The organism is Zunongwangia sp. L-65 (assembly GCF_056859415.1).
Window position 1 is genome coordinate 148924 of sequence record NZ_JBSXOK010000078.1, and the last position, 21036, is coordinate 169959.

At 35.0% G+C, this 21036-nt stretch carries 20 protein-coding genes; 15 read left to right on the forward strand and 5 right to left on the reverse strand.

Annotation, left to right across the window (positions count from 1 at the left end; genetic code table 11):
* Window positions 1-50: 50 nt before the first annotated feature.
* Window positions 51-2117: a M13 family metallopeptidase gene (locus AC13DP_RS19225; RefSeq protein WP_013073928.1), complete on the forward strand. Its 2067-nt coding sequence runs from the start codon at window positions 51-53 to the stop codon at window positions 2115-2117.
* A gap of 91 nt (window positions 2118-2208) precedes the next feature.
* A complete protein-coding gene (locus AC13DP_RS19230; RefSeq protein WP_013073929.1) occupies window positions 2209-2649 on the forward strand; it encodes a DUF6265 family protein in 441 nt (146 codons plus the stop codon).
* On the opposite strand, the gene AC13DP_RS19235 is transcribed toward AC13DP_RS19230, so the two are convergent.
* Together AC13DP_RS19235 and AC13DP_RS19240 are read right to left on the reverse strand one after the other, a co-directional pair.
* Window positions 2640-2999, reverse strand: coding sequence for a YraN family protein (locus AC13DP_RS19235; RefSeq protein WP_483068294.1), 360 nt, complete (start codon window positions 2997-2999; stop codon window positions 2640-2642). The genes AC13DP_RS19230 and AC13DP_RS19235 overlap by 10 nt on opposite strands.
* Window positions 3000-3101: 102 nt before the next feature.
* Complete coding sequence (locus AC13DP_RS19240; protein ID WP_228249129.1) at window positions 3102-3671, reverse strand: hypothetical protein; 570 nt, start codon at window positions 3669-3671, stop codon at window positions 3102-3104.
* A 411-nt stretch (window positions 3672-4082) separates the two neighbouring features.
* On the opposite strand from AC13DP_RS19240, the gene metG reads away from it, so the two are divergent.
* The 7 genes from metG to AC13DP_RS19275 all read left to right on the forward strand — a co-directional run bounded on the left by metG (window position 4083) and on the right by AC13DP_RS19275 (window position 12497).
* The gene (metG, locus tag AC13DP_RS19245) at window positions 4083-6170 is read left to right on the forward strand and encodes a methionine--tRNA ligase (protein ID WP_347407796.1); all 2088 of its coding nucleotides are present in this window, start codon (window positions 4083-4085) and stop codon (window positions 6168-6170) included.
* A gap of 40 nt (window positions 6171-6210) precedes the next feature.
* Complete coding sequence (gene clcA / locus AC13DP_RS19250) at window positions 6211-7569, forward strand: H(+)/Cl(-) exchange transporter ClcA (protein WP_013073934.1); 1359 nt, start codon at window positions 6211-6213, stop codon at window positions 7567-7569.
* A 184-nt stretch (window positions 7570-7753) separates the two neighbouring features.
* The gene (locus AC13DP_RS19255) at window positions 7754-8782 is read left to right on the forward strand and encodes a hypothetical protein (RefSeq protein WP_483068295.1); all 1029 of its coding nucleotides are present in this window, start codon (window positions 7754-7756) and stop codon (window positions 8780-8782) included.
* A 111-nt stretch (window positions 8783-8893) separates the two neighbouring features.
* Window positions 8894-9205, forward strand: coding sequence for a hypothetical protein (locus tag AC13DP_RS19260; protein WP_483068296.1), 312 nt, complete (start codon window positions 8894-8896; stop codon window positions 9203-9205).
* A gap of 54 nt (window positions 9206-9259) precedes the next feature.
* Entirely contained in the window at window positions 9260-10162 is a 903-nt protein-coding gene (locus AC13DP_RS19265) for a histone deacetylase family protein (RefSeq protein ID WP_483068297.1), read from the forward strand.
* A gap of 261 nt (window positions 10163-10423) precedes the next feature.
* Window positions 10424-10678 carry a DUF4212 domain-containing protein gene (locus AC13DP_RS19270; RefSeq protein WP_228249122.1) on the forward strand — a complete coding sequence of 85 codons (255 nt, stop codon included), beginning with the start codon at window positions 10424-10426 and terminating at the stop codon, window positions 10676-10678.
* 46 nt (window positions 10679-10724) lie between these two features.
* Window positions 10725-12497: a sodium:solute symporter family protein gene (locus AC13DP_RS19275; RefSeq protein ID WP_483068298.1), complete on the forward strand. Its 1773-nt coding sequence runs from the start codon at window positions 10725-10727 to the stop codon at window positions 12495-12497.
* Window positions 12498-12577: 80 nt separating this feature from the next.
* Here AC13DP_RS19275 and AC13DP_RS19280 read toward each other — a convergent pair whose 3' ends face one another.
* Window positions 12578-12910 (reverse strand): single-stranded DNA-binding protein, encoded by a 333-nt coding sequence (locus tag AC13DP_RS19280; protein WP_228249120.1) that lies wholly within the window; start codon window positions 12908-12910, stop codon window positions 12578-12580.
* 326 nt (window positions 12911-13236) lie between these two features.
* On the opposite strand from AC13DP_RS19280, the gene AC13DP_RS19285 reads away from it, so the two are divergent.
* On the forward strand, window positions 13237-14037 hold the full coding sequence (locus AC13DP_RS19285) for a hypothetical protein (RefSeq protein ID WP_483068299.1): 801 nt from the start codon (window positions 13237-13239) through the stop codon (window positions 14035-14037).
* A gap of 113 nt (window positions 14038-14150) precedes the next feature.
* On the opposite strand, the gene AC13DP_RS19290 is transcribed toward AC13DP_RS19285, so the two are convergent.
* Window positions 14151-14720: a hypothetical protein gene (locus tag AC13DP_RS19290; protein WP_347407794.1), complete on the reverse strand. Its 570-nt coding sequence runs from the start codon at window positions 14718-14720 to the stop codon at window positions 14151-14153.
* A 446-nt stretch (window positions 14721-15166) separates the two neighbouring features.
* Here AC13DP_RS19290 and AC13DP_RS19295 point away from each other — a divergent pair, with 446 nt between their 5' ends.
* From AC13DP_RS19295 to AC13DP_RS19315, 5 genes are read left to right on the forward strand one after another with little or no spacing between them, the layout of a single operon-like run.
* Entirely contained in the window at window positions 15167-15871 is a 705-nt protein-coding gene (locus tag AC13DP_RS19295; protein ID WP_347407793.1) for a carboxypeptidase-like regulatory domain-containing protein, read from the forward strand.
* A 20-nt stretch (window positions 15872-15891) separates the two neighbouring features.
* Entirely contained in the window at window positions 15892-16386 is a 495-nt protein-coding gene (locus AC13DP_RS19300) for a DUF7000 family protein (protein WP_347407792.1), read from the forward strand.
* A gap of 20 nt (window positions 16387-16406) precedes the next feature.
* A complete protein-coding gene (locus AC13DP_RS19305) occupies window positions 16407-17999 on the forward strand; it encodes a TlpA family protein disulfide reductase (protein ID WP_347407791.1) in 1593 nt (530 codons plus the stop codon).
* 15 nt (window positions 18000-18014) lie between these two features.
* Window positions 18015-18236 (forward strand): hypothetical protein, encoded by a 222-nt coding sequence (locus AC13DP_RS19310; RefSeq protein WP_347407790.1) that lies wholly within the window; start codon window positions 18015-18017, stop codon window positions 18234-18236.
* 43 nt (window positions 18237-18279) lie between these two features.
* Window positions 18280-19923: a MutS-related protein gene (locus AC13DP_RS19315; protein ID WP_483068300.1), complete on the forward strand. Its 1644-nt coding sequence runs from the start codon at window positions 18280-18282 to the stop codon at window positions 19921-19923.
* On the opposite strand, the gene AC13DP_RS19320 is transcribed toward AC13DP_RS19315, so the two are convergent.
* The gene (locus AC13DP_RS19320) at window positions 19920-20726 is read right to left on the reverse strand and encodes a hypothetical protein (RefSeq protein ID WP_483068301.1); all 807 of its coding nucleotides are present in this window, start codon (window positions 20724-20726) and stop codon (window positions 19920-19922) included. The genes AC13DP_RS19315 and AC13DP_RS19320 overlap by 4 nt on opposite strands.
* Between the last annotated feature and the right edge of the window lie 310 nt (window positions 20727-21036).

Genomic DNA, 21036 nt, shown 5'->3' on the forward strand with positions numbered 1-21036 from the left:
GCGTCTGTTTTATTACATTAGCAAGGATTTTACAAACACACAAACATTAAATGAAAAAAATAACAAATGCAGTATGCTTGTCCCTATTAGGTGCCACTATAATTGGTTGTAAAGACGGGGAAAAGTCTACAAACACAGAAAAAGAAGAAATTCACGGGATCAATGTAGCCTATATGGATACTACAACAACACCCAAAAATGATTTTTTTCGCTATGTGAATGGTGCGTGGCTTGATGCTACAGAAATTCCCAGTGACCAGACTACCTGGGGCAGTTTCATGGAACTTCGTGAAACTACAGATGATGATGCCTTAGCATTATTAAATCAAGCTTCTAACAACGAGAACCTGGATGCAAACAGCGATCAGGCTAAAGCGGTAAATCTATACAAAACCATTATGGATACCGTGGCTCGCAACGAGCAAGGCGTTGCGCCAGTATTACCCTATTTAGAAAAAGTAAATAAAATTTCGAATAAAGAAGATTTACAGGCTTACTTAACAGAAATGTCTAAGTACGGCGGTGGTGGTTTCTTCTCTTTTGGGGTTAGTGCAGATGCTAAAAACAGTAACCAGAATGCAGCTTACCTTTACCCAGGCAGCCTGGGACTGCCAGATCGCGATTATTATATTGCAGACGACTCAGATTCTAAAGAGAAAAAAGCAAAGTATGAAGAACATATTGCCCGTATGATGCAGTTTCTAGATTACTCTAAAGAAGATGCTAAAGAATTCGCAAAAACAGTAGTCGAATTTGAGACCAAACTTGCTAAACCAAGATTAGATAAAGTAGAGCGTCGTGACGCACGTAAAACTTATAATCCAATGAGCGTGGCGGCTCTTCAAGAAATGGTACCGGCAATAGACTGGAATACTTATTTTGAAGAAATTGGCGCAGGCAAATTAGATACCATTATTGTTTCTCAGCCAGCCTATATGAAAGCCATGCAAGATCTTCTGGCACAAAATGATGTGGACACCTGGAAGAAGTATCTAACATGGACAGCATTTGATGCCGCTGCCGGAATGTTGTCTACAGATATCGAAACAGCCAACTGGGATTTTTACAGCAAAACTTTAAGAGGTGCTAAAGAACAACGCCCCAGAGACGAAAGAGCTTTAAGTACTGTAAATGGTACAGTAGGGGAAGCTTTAGGAAAACTATATGTAGAAAAACACTTCCCTCCAGAGGCTAAAGAAAAAGCTCAGGAAATGATCGCTAATGTAATTAAGGCTTACGAAAAGCGTATTAACAACCTCAGCTGGATGAGTGAAGACACCAAGAAAAAAGCGATTGAAAAACTAAATACCACCACTATTAAAGTAGGCTATCCAGACGAATGGGAAGATTATGGTGATTTAGAAATCTTAGGATCTAAAGATGGTTCTTATTTTCAAAACGTGATGAACGCCCGTAAATGGAGTACCGCTAAAAATATTGCAAAACTAGGAGAACCTGTAGATAAATCGGAGTGGTTTATGTCGCCACAAACCGTTAACGCTTATTACAATCCAAGTTACAACGAGATTGTATTCCCAGCGGCTATTTTACAACCACCTTTTTATGATTACAAAGCAGATGCCGCTGTAAATTACGGGGGAATTGGTGCCGTAATTGGTCATGAGATTTCTCATGGGTTTGATGATAGCGGTGCTCGCTTTGATGCTGAAGGAAACCTGAACAACTGGTGGACCGATGAAGATCTTTCGCAGTTTGAAGGTCTTGGGAAAGATCTTGCCGACCAGTACAGTGCTATCGAAGTTTTGGACAGTACCTTTATTAATGGTGAATTTACACTAGGCGAAAATATCGGTGACCTTGGTGGTGTTAACGCTGCTTATGATGGTTTACAAATGCATCTGAAAGAACATGGTGATCCGGGAAAAATTGACGGATTTACACCAGAGCAACGTTTTTTCCTTTCCTGGGCAACCGTTTGGCGTACTAAAATGCGTGACGAAGCTTTAAAAAGCAGAATTAAAACAGATCCCCATTCTCCTGGAATGTATAGAGCTTATGTACCTTTGCAAAATATCGATGCATTTTATGAAGCTTTTGATATTAAAGAAGGAGATTCGATGTATGTTGCACCTGATGATCGCGTAAAAATCTGGTAAAATTTTTAAATCTATATTCAAAGCCTGGAGATATTCTTCAGGCTTTTTTTATTTAAATTGTTTAATTTCACAATCTAATATTTAAAACCCTATGAAACGTTTATTTTTAGCTCTTTCCAGTCTGTTACTTTTATTTTCATGCACTAATGATGCAGAGGATTTTGATTGGCTTATTGGAGAATGGAAACGTGTAAATGCCGAAGAAGACTTTAAAACCTACGAAATATGGAAAAAAGATAAAAACTATTATTCGGGATTGGGCTATACGATGTTAGACGACGACACCATTTTTAAAGAAAATCTAAAACTGTTTAAAGAAAATGATGAATGGACACTACAGGTGACCGGCGTGAACGAAGCTCCTACTCCCTTTGTCCTTTCCGAATTAAAACCTGAATATTTTATAGCTGAAAATGACACAAATGAATTTCCAAAGAAAATCATTTATAAACTCCAAAATGATACCCTAAAAGCTAATGTTTCAACCACCGAATTTGATGTGGATTTTGAGTTTGTAGAAATTCAGAAATAGTAAAAAGCATCCTCTATAAGTTCGATCCGGGTTCCTGCAGAATTTTTGATAATTGCCACGATATCAAATCGAATTTCAGCATCCAGATCCTTTACCTCAGCATAATGATTCATCGCTAAAACCAAACGCTGAATTTGTCCGGTTTTTACAAAATCTTGAGGATTTCCAAAATGCGAAGTACTTCTGGTTTTTACCTCAACACCTACTAGAACTTTATCTTTAAAAGCTATAACATCAACTTCAGCTTTCTGAAATCGATAATTTTTCTCAAGAATTTTATAGCCGTTATCTTTTAAAAAAGCAATGGCCAGCCCCTCCCCCTTTTTCCCAAGTTCATTATGACCAGCCATAATTTTAAAATTTTCTAAAGATAATGCTACTTCAAGAATACATATAACCAGGCGTTATTTCCTCCCGATAAGAAAATCTAAGATAATTAAAGCTTCTGTATCTTAATCACGGTACATGATTGTGGAAACTTTTAAATTTAAGGCTTTAATCTCCTCAGGAGAAGCATCGATCATTCGGTCTCCATAAAATTTATCGGCAATTCTACCTTCAGGATTTAAAAACACCCGGATATTTGAATCTTCTAATTTTCCGCCGTTCCAATCTACAGCGCCACTATAATCCCAGCCAAATCCGTAGAATTTAACCTCTTTTCCGTTTATTTTAGAAAGCTCATCGTAAGTGGTTCCTATTTTAATTCCTGTCGCAGAACTCCATTTTCCGTTTTCAGAATAATTAATATCAAAAATAGATGTTTTAGCATCATCTTTCCAGGTAATTAAAATTTCATCTTTAGTCCCAGGATATAGTATGGTATAAGGCCGCTCTACAGTCCCTTCTTCCATCATATCGTTACCATTTTCTGGATCGGCATCGCTGTACATTCCTAAAATCTGCTCGTAGTTTTTATGCTGAAGGGATTCTATGGTATACTTATCGCTATTGATAGCTTTTTTACTTCCGCCACAAGCCACAACACTTATGACTACGAATAATAAAAGTATTTTTTTCATTTTTGGTTAGTTTTTACTGAAATTTAGTCTCCAGAAGACGATTTAAATTGCACAGATTGGTTATAAAAAAAGTAAAATAATTACATTGGCAATCGGCCGATCTTTTGAATTACTAAATTAGAAACAAATTGAAGGAGTACATGGTGTTTTGCAAGAATTTAACGCGTATTATAACGCAGTTGCTTACCTTTACGCCCTAAAATTCATCCTTACAAAAATGAAGGTGAGTTTTACAAAAAAATATCCCATAAAATTGGGAAAATGAATCAAATCCCGGGAGAACCGGGTAAACTACCTCAGGGCAAACCATGAGGTAGTTATTAAAAAATTAATTTTTATTTCGAGTTATCCCAATAACCAAAGGGACCGGAATATTTAATCTCGATTATCGAGTAAAAGTTAAAACAGAAAATGAGTAACACGCCAAAAAGATATACAATTACGGCAGCTTTGCCTTACACTAATGGGCCAATACATATTGGGCATCTATCGGGAGTTTACGTTCCGGCAGATATCTATTCCCGATTTTTAAGAATGCAAGGGCACGATGTAGCTTTTGTTTGCGGTAGCGACGAGCATGGAGTACCTATTACTATTAAGGCAAAAAAAGAAGGAGTTACTCCGCAGGATATCGTAGATAAGTATGACGGGATTATTAAGGATTCCTTTAATAACTTCGGAATTTCTTTTGATAACTACTCAAGAACATCTGCTGAAATTCATCATAAAACCGCTTCAGCATTCTTTAAAAAACTGTACGATGATGGGAAGTTTATTGAAGAAACTACCGAGCAACTTTATGATGCTGAGGCAAAGCAATTTCTTGCCGATCGTTTTGTAACCGGCACCTGCCCTAAATGTGGTAACGAAGAAGCTTATGGCGACCAGTGTGAAAGCTGCGGAACGTCGCTAAACGCAACAGATCTTATCAATCCAAAATCGGCAATAACAGGTGCTACGCCAACATTAAAAGAGACCAAACATTGGTTTTTACCCTTAGACCAATATGAAAGCTGGCTAAAAGAATGGATCCTTGAAGGACATAAATCTGATTGGAAACCCAATGTATACGGACAGGTAAAATCCTGGATCGATGATGGTTTACGTGCCCGAGCAGTCACCCGGGATCTGGATTGGGGTATCCCTGTACCAGTTGAAGGTGGCGAAGGAAAAGTATTGTACGTTTGGTTTGACGCACCTATTGGTTATATCTCTTCAACCAAAGAATGGGCTGCACGCGAAGGAAAAGACTGGGAGCCTTACTGGAAAGATAAAGACACCAAATTGGTTCATTTTATAGGAAAAGATAATATTGTTTTTCATTGTATCATCTTTCCAGTGATGCTTAAAGCACATGGCGATTATATTTTACCAGAAAACGTACCGGCTAACGAGTTTTTAAATCTAGAAGGTAAAAAATTATCGACTTCTAAAAACTGGGCGGTTTGGTTACATGAATATCTGGAAGATTTCCCTGGCCAGCAGGATGTATTGCGCTATGCATTAACAGCTAATGCGCCAGAAACAAAAGATAATGATTTTACCTGGAAAGATTTTCAGGCTAGAAATAACAATGAACTGGTAGCTATTTTTGGTAACTTTATTAATCGTGTAGTCGTTTTAACTAATAAATACTATAATGGTGAAGTTCCTACTCCGGCAGAATATTCTAAAGTAGACGAAGAAACTATCGCAGCTTTAAAAGCCTATCCTGCAGTAATCGCCAGCTCTATTGAAAAATACCGATTTAGAGAAGCTCAGGCTGAGTTAATGAATCTTGCCCGCCTAGGAAACAAGTATTTAGCTGACGAAGAACCATGGAAACTGGTAAAAACCGATGAAGAACGCACTAAAACCATTATGTATGTAGCACTACAAATCGCATCGGCACTGGCGACGCTTAGTGAACCATTTTTACCATTTACCTCTAATAAACTGAAAGAGATTTTAAAATTCAGTGCTGAAGAAAGGAATCTTAACGAAGGAGAACTTTCGCAGTGGAATAAAATCACCACTCGAGAAGCACTCCTGCCTTCTGGTCATATAATTGGCAAAGCTGAATTACTTTTCGCTAAAATTGAAGATGAAAAGATTGAAGTACAGCTACAAAAATTAGAAGCCTCTAAAGTGGCTAATGCTAAAGCAAGTGAAAGCGTAGAACCTCAAAAAGATACGGCTACTTTTGAAGATTTTACTAAAATGGATCTTCGAGTAGGAACCATTCTTGAAGCCAGCAAAATGCCTAAAACCAAAAAACTAATGGTTTTAAAAGTAGAGACCGGCTTAGACAAAAGAACTATTGTTTCTGGTATTGCAGAACATTTTAAAGCGGAAGAATTAATTGGTAAAAAGGTGACCGTTTTAGCGAATCTTGCCCCAAGGAAATTACGAGGTGTAGAAAGTGAAGGAATGATCTTACTTACTGAAAATGCTGAAGGCAAACTGGTTTTTGTAAACCCAGATGAAGATGGCGTAATAAATGGAGCGACAATAAATTAATGATATAGAGCGATAGCGCCTAACAGGCAACGCCAAGGATATGGGAAAAACTGCTTATTTTTATAAGGTTGCCCAACGCAATATTAAAGCAGATGCTAAAAACGTAAAAGTTTTACTCTACTCATTGATTATTGGCATTATTGCAGGTCTACTATCCTCTGCCTTTAGAATATGTATCTCTAAAATTGAGAATCTTAGAGAAAAACTGTATGGAAATTTCGATTTTTCTTTATCGCCAATTTTAGAAGGTATAGGACTAATTTTATTAATAATCGGGGCTATTCAAATAGCCCTTTTTTTAGTTAAAAAATTTGCCCCAGAAGCTGGCGGAAGCGGTATTCAGGAAATAGAGGGTGCTTTAGATGAAGTTAGGCCTACCCGCTGGAAACGAGTATTACCTGTAAAATTTATAGCCTCTATTTTCTCTTTGGGTAGTGGCATGCTTCTGGGAAGAGAAGGACCTACTGTACAAATTGGAGCCAATGTAGGTAAAATGGTAAAAGAGCTCTTTAAACAGGAAGACGAACAAAACAATCCTCTTTTATCGGCAGGAGCGGCAGCAGGACTTGCAGGGGCTTTTAACGCTCCACTTTCAGGAATTGTTTTTGTTATTGAAGAAATGCACGGTCATTTTAAGTTCAATTTTTATTCAGTTGCAGCTATAATGATTGGATCAGGAACGTCAGATCTTATCGCCCGTTATTTAATCGGTGAAGATACAGCACTTTCTATTAAAATATTCAGCTCACCAGACATCAGTGAGATTTGGTTTTTTGGTTTGTTAGGACTCCTATTTAGTTTTATAGGATATCTATTTAATAGTGCTTTATTAAAATCACTGGATCTTTTCGGTAAACTTAAAAACCCCATTTTAGTGTTTAGTATAGGTCTGGGAATTATAATCGCCATACTTAGTATTTACTTCCCGGATATGACGGGCGCAGGCTACAATACTATTAAAGATGTATTGGGGCATTCTTTTACCATATGGGTGCTCATAGTTATGTTCGTGGGGCGATTTATCCTTTCTATTTTAAGTTATAGCTCTGGAGTTCCCGGTGGTATTTTTGCACCCCTATTAAGTTTAGGAGCTATTTTAGGAATGATATTCGGATATACCATTCAGCATTTTAATCCGCATTTAGTAAATGAAACGGGAGTATATGCGGTAGCCGGTATGGCGGCAATATTTGCTTCTACCGTTAGGGCTCCGCTTACCGGAATCATGCTGGCCATAGAAATCACTTCAAATTATGAGCTTACACTTCCGTTGATAATTACAACAGTAACTGCTTCGGTCTTTACCGCATTTTTAGGAAATAAACCAATTTATACTTCTTTGCTGGAAAGAACAATACGTCATGCCAAACAAACGAAAGCTCAAATAGAGCAATCATGATCCTTTTAATTTTAAGGTGAAGTTCATAAGAAAACCTTAGAAATATTTACTAGACAAACCGGATGAAATGTTCAACTCCCGTACGAGATGAAATAAAAAATAATGCCCTGCCAAGTTTAGCTTTAATAGGAATTTTAACTTGAAATAATATATTTGCAGCTTTTAATTTTTAATAGCTTTAAACGTGAAAAAATTTTACACTCTCTCTATTTTAATTTATTTTAGTTTTAATGTCCAAGGTCAAAACAGATATTTCGACCTTCCAAATGAACTAAAAGACAATAAGCGTTCTATTGAAGAGATTTTTACCATAACAAATGATGAAAATGGGAACTTAACCCTTTTTATAGATGATAACAAAACGTTTAATGCCTACATCTACAATAAAGAAGTAAAACAGGTAAAACAACTTAAATCTGATGGTTTACCGAATAAATATGATAACATAATAGGTTACGTTCAGAACGGAGAGGTAACCACATTGTTTCTACAGCATAGAAATAAAAGAAAATATGGAGCCATACAGTTTGATTTTTCAACCAGACAAACCAAAGAAATTGAGTTCGATTTCAAACTCAAAAAAGAAGCCTATATAGAAGCTTTAAGTAAAGACAATAAGCTGTATTTATTGACACTTGAAAAAAATTCATCGAACCTAAATATTTACACTTTTAATGACCTAAAACAATCAAAGAATAAAATAAATCTAGATTTTGAATATAGAATCAAGGATATTCACTCAAAAGATCTTCATGAGATGCTATTGAGTCCCAATGGGATGAGTTCAAGTATAGAGGTTGAAAAAATTGATAATCAAGTCCCTATTAGTATAGAAATGGCCAGTGCAACTAATAAATTGTATAAAACTTTAAATGGCTTCGATCTTAGCCTGGATAAAAGTATTTTTGAAACCTTTATTATCTCTGTAAATCTAAAAAATTATACTGCCGAAATTAAACAATTTGAGAAACCAAAATATAGCTCACTTGATGATTATCACAGTAATTCTTTTCTATTAGATGATAATATTTATCAGGTAGTAGCGAATTCTAATGAATTATATTTTGAAGTGAAAAATAGAAACTCTAATGAGGTTCTTAAAAACATATTTCTAACTAAGGATGAAGAATTTAATTTTAAGAACACCCCGATTATTCAGGATAAAGAAGGAGATTGGTTTGCTCCGCATCGTGAACTGGAAAAAAACGTCTAAATTTTTAAGAAAAATTGATAATGAGAATATAGGCGTTTCAGCTTTTAAAAATGATAATAAAATATCATAACCATAGGAAGTTATATAGAAATAGCAGGAGGAGGTGCGCCTATGATGATGGGAATGCCAGGAATGGGTGGTATGCCGGGAACGCCAATGTATATCTCAGATAATTTTAGTTTATACGCCGGTGCTTACTTTTCATATACCAGAGGAAAATCTGTTCGCATAAAATGTTTGTTTGACCAAAATTTTGAACATATCGACGGGCCCGTTGAAGAAAGTGTCTTCGATAAAATTAAGAAATTCACAGAAAAACTTAAAAATAACGATACCGCAGAGAATGTGTTTAAATGGAATGATCATGCTTACTATGGCTATTATTATAAAAACAATGATTCTTATAGAATAAGAGAGTTCTAAAAATATCAAATCTACCGGCTAAAGAAGTTCTTTAGGCGGATTTTTAATCAAGCTATGCTCAAAATTGCCTTCCACCCTATTTACAAACACCCTTTACCAGAAGGGCATCGTTTTCCCATGGAGAAATACGATTTGCTGCCTAAACAGCTTTTACATGAGGGTACTTGTGAACAACAACATTTTTTTGAGCCAAAACCAGCAGATCTGGAAGACATTCTTGCGGTGCATACCATAGAATATGTCGAAAATTTAACGAACCTTACGCTGGATCGAAGAGCGATTAGAAAAACCGGATTCCCACTTTCTCAGGAACTGGTAGATCGTGAAATCATTATCGCCGGTGGTACTCTTGAAGGCTGTCATTATGCTCTAGAAAATGGAATTTCAATGAATATTGCCGGTGGTACGCATCACGCTTACAGCGACCATGGCGAAGCCTTTTGCCTGTTGCACGATCAGGCAATTGCGGCAAGATATCTTCAGAAGAAAAAATTAGCTAAAAAAATACTGATTATCGATCTTGATGTCCATCAGGGAAATGGTACGGCTGAAATTTTTCAGAATGATGATTCGGTTTTTACCTTTTCGATGCATGGTAAAGGAAACTACCCTTTTAGAAAAGAAATTTCAGACCTGGATATCGAAGTTCCCGATGGCTCTAAAGATGAGTATTACCTAGAAACTTTAAAAGAAATACTACCCGATCTTATTGAAAAAGTACAACCAGATTTTATTTTTTATCTGTGCGGAGTAGATATTCTGGAAACCGATAAACTTGGCCGACTTGCCTGTAGCATTGAGGGGTGCAAAGAACGTGATCGTTTTGTATTGCAAACCTGTCACGATCTTAAAATACCGGTACAATGTAGCATGGGTGGTGGCTATTCTCCTGAAATAAAAGTAATCATCGAGGCACACGCCAATACCTATCGTTTGGCGCAAAATATCTATTTCTAGCTTGCTTTCAATTTCTTCATAAATTTAGCGAACTCTGCATCTAAATTCTCCCGGCAACAGATGCTTTTTATTATTCAGTAGTACTTCGCTAGAAAACGCAAACCTAAGGCAAACTCCGTTCCTGCATTCTCGATTTGCAACAGCAAAATATTTATACACCTCACAATACAGGATAGCTGATTTATAATTAAAAACTAATTTTTTTAAAATATATAAATTTTATTTACTAAATTTTGATGATTTATTTAACATAATGCGATTTTGAATAATAAAAAACCTAAAAAATACTGGCGCGAAAACATCAAATATCTAGTTATACTTTTAAGCATATGGTTTATGGTATCCTTTGGTGCGGGCATTCTATTTAAAGACTTTTTAAATCAATATAAGATTGGAGGTTTTAAACTAGGATTTTGGTTTGCACAACAAGGCTCTATTTATGTTTTTGTGGTCCTCATCTTTATTTACATACGATTGATGAATAAACTGGATAAAAAATATGGATATGCTGAATAATCAAACTTTACAATATTAAAACTCCCCTCAACTTAACATTACAAATATGGATGTACAATTATGGACCTGGATCTTAGTAGGTATTAGTTTTACGCTATATTTTGGTATAGCCATCTGGGCCCGGGCTTCTTCCACAAAAGATTTTTATATCGCCGGTGGTGGAGTTTCCCCATTAGCTAACGGAATGGCCACAGCTGCCGATTGGATGAGTGCCGCTTCTTTTATTTCTATGGCCGGACTTATATCTTTTAGCGGTTACGATGGGTCGGTTTATTTGATGGGCTGGACGGGTGGTTATGTTCTCCTTGCACTTTTGCTAGCCCCTTACTTAAGGAAGTTTGGAAAATTTACGGTACCCGATTTTATCGGCGACCGTTATTACTCTAATTCGGCACGAACCATTGCCATTATCTGTGCTTTAATTGTTTCGTTTACCTATGTGGCAGGACAGATGCGCGGCGTGGGAATTGTATTCTCTCAATTCTTACAGGTAGATATTACCAAAGGGGTACTTATTGGTATGGCAGTGGTACTGGTATTTGCTTTTTTAGGAGGAATGAAGGGCATCACTTACACGCAGGTTGCTCAATATTGTGTACTTATTTTTGCCTTTATGGTGCCTGCTATTTTTATTTCTATCCAGATGACGGGCAATCCTTTTCCGCAAATTGGAATGGGTGATAAGGTTGAAGACGGAACCTTTCTATTAGATCAATTAGATCAATTACATACCCAGTTAGGATTTAAGGAATATACCAGCGGCACAAAATCTACATGGGATATTTTTGCCATTACCCTGGCTTTGATGGCAGGCACTTCTGGTTTACCCCATGTTATTGTTCGCTTTTTTACGGTTCCAAAAGTTAAAGATGCCCGAAAATCTGCCGGCTATGCTTTACTTATTATTGCCATTTTATACACTACGGCACCGGCAGTTGCTGTTTTTGCCAGAACCAATTTAATAACAACGGTAAACGAAACAGCGTATAAGGATTTACCCGACTGGTTTAAAAATTGGGAAAATACCGGCTTAATTTCATGGACCGATAAAAATAAGGACGGAAAAATTCAGTACCGAAATTCTGAAGCTGTGGATGGGAAACCGCTTTTTACCGATAAAAGAGGAGCAAACGGTGAACGTATTATTAGCAATCCCAGTACTACCGAAAATGAATTATATGTAGATAAGGATATCATGGTTTTAGCCAATCCAGAGATTGCGCAATTGCCTAACTGGGTAATAAGTTTGGTCGCCGCCGGCGGACTTGCTGCTGCTTTATCTACCGCTGCCGGATTATTATTGGTGATTTCTACTTCTGTTTCTCACGATCTGGTAAAAAAACAATTGAAACCCAATATTTCAGATAAGGGCGAACTTATGATTGCGAGAATAAGCATATTAGTGGCTATTATTGTTGCAGGTTTCTTCGGGATTTATCCTCCCGGTTTTGTTGCTGCGGTCGTCGCATTAGCTTTTGGATTAGCTGCTGCTTCATTTTTCCCCGCTATTGTTTTAGGCATTTTCGATAAAAGAATGAATCGACAAGGTGCAGTTACCGGAATGATCGCTGGGACCAGCCTAATGCTATTTTATATGATCACTTATAAAACCGGACTTATAGGCATTATGGATCCGCTACCAGAAAGTGAATGGTGGTTTGGCACTTCGCCTGAAGGTTTTGGCGTTATTGCCATGCTGGTTAATTTTATGCTGTCCATAGTTATTTCTAGACTTACACCTCCCCCACCAGAAAATGTACAGCAAATTGTTGAGGACATCAGGATTCCCAGCGGTGCCGGCGAGGCACAAATGCATTAAAAATCTAAAAATAAAACTCCGTTTTCTATGATTAAAAAAACGGAGTTTTTGATTTACACTAAAATCAATCCCAATTCGATCTACTTTCCTAACAGCAGGATTTCGTTGCATATAATTTCAGTAATATATCTTTTAGTACCTGTTTTGTCTTCATAACTCCTACTGGTAAGTTTACCATCTATTGCGATTTCTTTTCCTTTAGGCACATAATTCTCGACCAAATCTGCCGTTTTCCCCCAGGCCACAAGGTTATGCCATTGGGTTTCAGAAACCTTCTCTCCTTTGGCATTTTTATAATACTCGTTGGTTGCAATAGAAAATTTCGCCAGTTTTTTACCTGAATCTAAATTTACAATTTCGGGCTCTGTGCCAACATGGCCAATCAATTTAACGCTGTTTCGTAAAGTGCTCATAACTATAGAATTTAATTGTAATTGAAAATCATTCGTTCATTTCAACCCTGCAAACATAGATGAGCATTAAAACTATATCCGTCTGTAAACTAATTGTTTTCGTATAGATACGTTTGTAAACGATTGAATTCGTTTGCAAACGACAAAATTTATTGAATATAGCTAGTAAACAATAGCTTAAGAATAAAAGCGTTTTATTTTTATCACTATTAAATTATCAATTGAAATCAAACCTTACTAAAAAGATAATTGGTGTTGTTAAGTATCTGGCCATTTATTATCTATCTATTAAAATGATCTGTTTTGGAGTTCCCAAATTGCTGTTTATGCAATTTAGGATCTTGCATTATGAGTCATTTTTACCGCTAGTCGAAATATCTAAATATCAACACATGTGGTCTTTCTTTGGAAGGTCATATAATTACAATATCTTTATTGGTTTAGCTGAGCTATTGATAGGAATTTTAATCGTTTTTAGAAGAACAAGATTAATTGCTTTATTACTTTCCATTGGGATTTGCCTAAACATTCTCATATTAAATATAGAATTTGAAATTTACTTTGCCATTTCACATATAATCTTGGATCTTGTTCTAACTATCTTATTGTTATTTGAATATAGAAAAGATCTTTATAAATTTTTTATCCTTAATAGCGGTAAGTTTAAGACATCATTACTTCCGAAGAAAAAAGGATTCGTACATAAGCTTCCTTTTCTATATGTTTTCATGCTGCCTATTGGTTATGGCATATTTTCGTATAATATTAAATCTAAAGTAGACGACACGATTACTGGAAGTTATACGATTAAGGAGTTTAAGATTAACTATTCAGACATCAATATTACAAAAGGGAAATTAGGATCTGATCCCATGTTATTTTTAGAATATAATCAACAGGCGGTAATCTCTATTAATGATTCTATTTACTATGGCGCATATTCGATCTTTAAAAGAGAAATTAGAATGTATTTTGACCCTCCGGTAGATGAAATCAATTCGATCACAGGGCGCCTGGATAAAGAAAACTTCACCATAAATGGAGTGGTGAATGACTCGATACCTGTTATGATCGATTTAAAAAGATTATCGGAAAAGAAAGACTATTTAAACAGCTTATATCATTAGTGACATAGAGGAACAGGTGCAACCGTATATGTTTATTGATTAAGTTTTAAGCCACAGTTGGCCATGTAAGATGTCACCATACCCTTTTTTACTCTATTAGAATTCTCCACATTTTATTCTAGAATAATAGCTGCTGTATAATTATAATCGTATTTATCCATAGTAGATGGTGTTACCTCATTACCTTCAAATGTTATACGGTAACATTTAGCGGAAGGATTTCTTTCGTTCGGAATTTCCCAATAGGTAACTAATTCATGTACAGCATCATCTCCAAATATATATGGGCACTTTATTTTGTACGTAAGCATTTCCTGTTTGGGACAATCGTCTATTGGTAAACCAAACTGATTTGTAAGGTAAGAATATTCATTATACCGGGACAATCCAAATGTGGGACGGTTAACATCTGGCTCAAAACCAGGCCGGGCAGGAGCATTATAGATGTCATTATCCCAATTCCAACATGGTTCAGAAATAATAATATCTAAGGTATATAAAGCATCTTTTACAGATCTTGAAGAGTCATTTAATTCAATTTCTTTAACTAAGTCATTTCCCGCAATATCCTGGAAACTTAAATATAAGTTGTAGCCTACAAACTCTGGTTCACTATGAAATGAGGGATCACAAGATGATAGTAGCATCAAAGTTACAATACTGAGTATTCTTAGCGTTTTCATAGTTTTCGTGATTTAAAAATATTAAAATCTTCACCTATCTATTGAAAATTATCAATCCATTAAGCTACATTATTTTTCTTATTGATGACATTCTTATTCTCGATAATTAAAGGGAATGAATTTTTATACTTTTTATAACTTAAATGAGATTTTTATTCTATCTAAGCCGCATATACAATTTTGAATAGCGATTTTTTTATATTGACATCATTGTTCATCAAAAACATGAATTAAGAATTCACAAAATGGAACTGCACATTCCTTCTGCTAATTTTTAATTTGAAAAGAATATCCCAAAATTAATATTAAATTTAAAGCAAATACCTTAGAAGTTTAAGGCAATCAGGCGTTACTATTACCTACAATTGTGACATTTGTCTGTATAGCTTTAATATGGTTTGCTACTTTTTGCGCCAAAAAACCTTGGTATTCACAAATTGAAAACTATGAAAATCTCTATTGAAATTCCCGAAGCCTGTGGCGAAAACTGGGAACACATGACGGTTTCTCAGCTAGGGAAATTTTGCCAGGTTTGTAAAAAGGAGGTGATCGATTTCACAAATACTACAGATGACGAATTACTTCAAAAAATAAAAAGCGGACAAAAAATTTGTGGTAGATTTAAACAATCTCAGCTTTTTCGCGATTTAAAACCTAACAACTCTAAAACCAACTGGAAACAACTAGTTGTAGCAGCAGGATTTACTTCAGTTTTAGCAATCGCTGCGCCGGCAAATGCCCAAAAAACTTCAACTAAAACCGAACAACTAGAGAAAACTTCAGAAAAGAATTCCGAAGAAAAACATTCAATTTCAGCTAAAGATAGTATTGTAATTTCTGGCACCGTGACCGATGAAGAGGATCTTCCTATTCCTGGCGTACATATTAAGGTCTTAGATTCTAAAATCTTAACGCAAACCGATTTTGATGGGAATTTTAAGATCATCCTGCCTGAAAAAACTGCTGCAAATAATTTCAAATTAGAGTTTACGTCTATTGGTTATGAAAACAAGATTATAAATGTCGATGCGAAATCTAAAATTTTAAACATCGAGCTAAAAATGGAAACTTTACTAATGGGGGAAGTCGCGATTGTAAAGAAAATGAATGTTTTCAGAAGAGTTGGCTACTTTTTCAAAAGATTATTTTAGCAGGACTATCTCTCTTTTTTATGAAAAATCTAAACGATTATATTGCCTCTTACCAGGCTCAGCTTCAAAAAGGCGATATTCTTATTGCTTACAAAGAGCTGGTTTCATTCGTTATGAAACTTAGGACAGATCTTAAGCGAGATTCTTCTTTTGATTATTTGGTTACCGGAATTTTGCATGGCTATCTGGATTATACGTATTTCTATTTTTCTAATGATTTTCTGAAAAGCAAAAAACTAAAATTCGGATTGGTCTTAAACCACCTCGAAATGCGATTTGAACTTTGGCTTTTGGGTAATACTGCTGAAATTCAGAAAAAATACTGGACATTCTTGAAGGAAACAAAATGGAATAAAAATCGCAAGGAAATGCCAGATTATTCAGTTTTAGAAGTGGTTTTAATCGAAACGCCCAACTTTGACGATCTCCCACTTTTACAAGAAAACATTGAAATCGAATTGAATAAAAATCTATTGGAAATCTCAACATTCTTGTATAAAAATACTAACTTTTAGATATAAAATAAAACTGAAATATGTCATTCAAAAATCATCATTACCTCATCGCCCTTATTATTCTTCTTTGTGCTTCCTGCAAAAATTCAAATAAAAATTTAGCTGAAAGCGCTTCTTTAGAAGAAGTAACCATTCCTACCCTGCAAAACAAACCAATTGATACCATTAACGCTAAAGCTATTTTAATTGGTAAAACAGATGCTCCCTATAACTTTAAATATTTTAATCTTTTAGTTCATACTGGTCTCTTTAACGAAGTATCAAACATCCAACAAGAAAATCATGGAGATTCGCTTTATGTCCAAATTCAGAAATTGTCTAATCCTCAAATAATCGACCTTATAGCTTTTGAGGAAGGAGGTTTACCTCCACTTTTTTCGCGATTTTTCATTACTCCCGGAGACAGTATTTTTATGGAAATTGAAGATCATAAGATTCGGTTTTCTGGTAAAAATGCGGCTCATTATAATTTCTTTCAGCAATTAGAAGAAACAGCAACCGGAAATTGGGGCGTTTTTAAGGGTGATTTTGATCAATACAAAAACGATAATACCAAGTTTTATAATCAGAAAAAGAAAATACTCGAAAATTATATAAAAGCTCATCCGGAAGTAAGCAAAGATTTTAAACAGCAAACCTATGCGGCATTAAAATACGAATATCTTCTCCATTTAATTTCCCCAAGAGATCATCAACTCTCAAATGGCACCTATCAAGGATCTGACTTGGATGAAGTCATTAATAAAATGCAGTTTGATGGTGAGGTAGCGATGTTCGATGCCAAGGAATATTTTGATACCATAAATTTTGAAGATGATTTTAACAGGCCAGAATTATTGTATAATGATTGTTTTAAAAGAACTCTCCCAAAGTATATCCATAGTATTTTTGCAAACGCTGAAGTTCCCGGATATTCCATCGATAATTTTATAAACGAACGTGACTTTATAAAAAGCAATCTTGATAATGATCTCGAAAGCTTTGCTATAGCTCGACTTATTTACAATTATCATGAAGCCGGACTGGCGTTTGGACAAAAAGGAAAAACTTTAATTGAAGAATTAATTAACGATTATCGCGAAGAGTTCTCTAAAAACGAAGATTACGTAAGCAAAATCAATGAAATTATTTTCGATCTAAACAGCATGGATTTTAAATTAAGCGAACAACTACTCGATGAAAAATTGATCAACATAAAAGGAGATTCGATAAAACTGAAGGATATTTTTAAGAATGATCCTTCAAAATTTAAATTAATAGATAATTGGGCTAGTTGGTGCGCCCCTTGTATTGCTGAAATGCAAAAGTCTGATGAATACAATCCTATGCTAAAGGAAAATGATATTTCTACCGTGTATATCTCTGTCGACGAGGATCTGGAAAAATGGGAAGAAACAGTAAACCAACTTGATAGTTATACGAATAAAGAACAACATTATCGTTTTGCCGACTTTAAAAAATCAAATTTAGCCCGGGTTTTTTTGCAATTAGGTAAAACCAAAAATAGATATTCTATCCCTAAGTACACTGTTATTAAGAACGATAGTATTATTCTTTCTACCAATTCACCACGACCATCTAAACAGGAAGAATTTCTAAGCTTATTAGATTAGCATATGCTTTATTAAATGAATCCAGAAGAAGAAAACAGAAGGAAACGCGCAGAAGCAAATTTAAGCAAAACCGAAAGTTTACAGTTCTTTATTTTACCATTTATAACTCCAAGAGCACGACATAAACCTACAGATGATTTTAGCCAATCACAGCTGGAACGTTTTAAAAAATACGGCTACGATACTAAACTAAACAGGCTAACCAACTCATTATTTACGGAATTATATTTTGGATAGGTCTGGCTGCTTTTATTGGCTATCTTGTAAATAAATTTTCTTAATGCAGCTTTATTATTTAATTACCATAATAGGGATTTCCCTCTTTCTATTATTTAGATTTTTAAAGAAAAGATCTGAAAAGAAACGATTACAACAACTGATAGAAAATTGGGGAAAAGCGAAAGATGAAAAATTCAATTTTAAAGAAGTTAAACGCTATTTTGATTCTAAGTTGCTTGTAGGCGATTTTCATCAAATCACCGATCAAACCGCAAAAGATCTGGATTTTACAGCGCTTTTCATTCTTTTAGACCGAACCACTTCTAAACCGGGGCAACAATATTTTTACAATCATCTACGGAATATTAATTCTGAAAATCAATTGAAGCGATTTTCGACATTTTCAGATACATTTTTAGAAGCTGAAAACGACCGCTTAAAAATTCAGTCGCAATTATCGAAACTGAATCATTACAATGCTTACGATTTTGTTCGGTTATTTACAGATGAACCTATGCAGCGCCCAAAATGGATTGTTTGGGTATTTATTCTTAGTTTTTTATCGATTTTTAGCCTGATTGGTGGTTTCTTTTATCCAGTTTTATTCCTAATTATGCTTCCGGTTTTTATGACCAATATGGTTTTGCATTATCGCAATAAAAATAACCTCAACTATTATCTAAATGCGGTTCATCAACTTGGTATCGCAATAAAAGCTGGCGATAAAATATCGAATTTCGGTAATATTAAACCTTATTTTAAAGACTTAACTTTTCTAGGATCTGTAAAGAAAATTCAGTTTAAAACCTCGCTTATTGGCTTTGAGAATAAGATGAATGATGAGTTCGCTTTTTTGGGCTGGTTTTTCTTTGAGCTGCTAAAAATCACTTTTAATATTGAAATCCTGTTATTTTTCAGCTTTCTTAAGGACATCCAGCATAAAAAAACCGATATCGAAAAACTCTTTCGTTATATAGGTGAGATCGATTCGGCCATTGCTGTGGCTTCAATTAAAACCGAATATCAAGATCGCGTTTGCCAACCTTCTTTTAGTTTTAAAAAAGAGATTAAATTCAACAAAATTTGGCATCCTCTAGTTAAAAATTGCATTACCAACGATTTAAGACTTTCAGAAAAAAGCATGCTTCTTACCGGTAGCAATATGTCTGGAAAAAGTACTTTTATTCGAACGGTAGCCATAAATACATTACTGGCCCAAACGATAAATATCTGTTTTGCCGAACATTTTACTGCTCCGTTTCTAAAGTTATATTCTTCAATAAGAATTACCGATAACCTAAGTAAAAACACCAGTTACTACCTTGAGGAGGTACTGCAAATTAAAAAACTACTAGATTGTTCTAAAGAAGATATACCGAAATTATTTGTTTTAGATGAAATTTTTAAAGGAACAAATACTGAAGAGCGCATCGCAGCCGGGAAATCTATTTTATCCTACTTAAACATATCACAAAATATGGTAATGGTTTCTACCCATGATATTGAACTTACCGAAATGCTAACGCAAAACGATTTCGAACTGTATCATTTTAGTGAAAACATCCAAAACGAGACTTTAAACTTTGATCATAAATTAAAAGAAGGGCCGCTTAAAACAAAAAATGCGATCAAGATTTTAGAACTCTATAATTTCCCAGAACAGGTCATTACCGAAGCTACAAGGCTAAAAAACAGGACGAATTAATTTTCGACCCAACTGTAATACTGCCTGTTATCCCAGCTGGTAAGCGCAATAGATACCCCAGAATTCTTTTTGATATGCTGTGAAGAGAAATTATTTAAAACAACTGCTAATTTTTCAAAGTCCGATACCTCTTTATATTTAAAATATTTAGAGGGATGATTTACCCAATGTCCATCTGAAGTTTCTGCATAGGGAATCCTTCCATCTCCTTCAAATTCAAATTCTTCGAATGCCGGATTCTCTCTTAAGATCGCCAAGAATTCATCATAAATATGTGTATTATCAGTATTTGTACCACATACAAAGGCAAATGAATGCTTGGGAAGTCTAAAGGTATCGTCGTATAAGGATGTGGTAAAACTTTTGCTTACAGCAGAAAAACTTACTTTTTCTTCATTAATTGATACGTCATATTCATCAAGTTTATTTCCGTTTATAAAAATGATTTTATTTACATCTAAAGGCAAATCGACCATAGTTCTCGCCGGTCCCATAGCTGTTAAACAAATGCCAGGTTCTACAATGGATTCAAACCTAATGATCAATGTTTGTTCATTCTTAAATTGCGATAATTCTAAACCAAAATTCATACAGCCATATATTTCTGTACTCCGCAATTCTAATTTTAATTCGGGTATTTGCACATCGTTACTTGTATAAATTTCCTTCAGCATAAAATCTATACCTGTTTCTATACTTACAGCTAGCATATATTCAGAATACTCAGTACTTCTTGTAACTTCATCTCCGCTGGTACAACTAAAAAATAAAACAATAACCCCTATAAAGATCAATTTTCTCATCCCTCTCATTTTTAACTAGATGCCAAATAAAATAATAGGTTGCGTTGAATAATGCGGGAGATATATAACGAAAAATAATTGTTAAAAGGCAAATCACATTAAACCATTTAGCTTTGCCGTAGTCTAATTACCAGATTAACTTCCTGGCATTTTACTTTTTTGTCCTGAATATAAAATTAATTTCTACCCCTAACTATGATAGCCAGGGAGTTAAATCGATTTATTCTTCTTTCTAAAATTGAGGTGATTCAGCATTGATCTGGTTCGCTATTAAAAATTCTTATTAAATTGAGCTCAAAAGCAAAACATA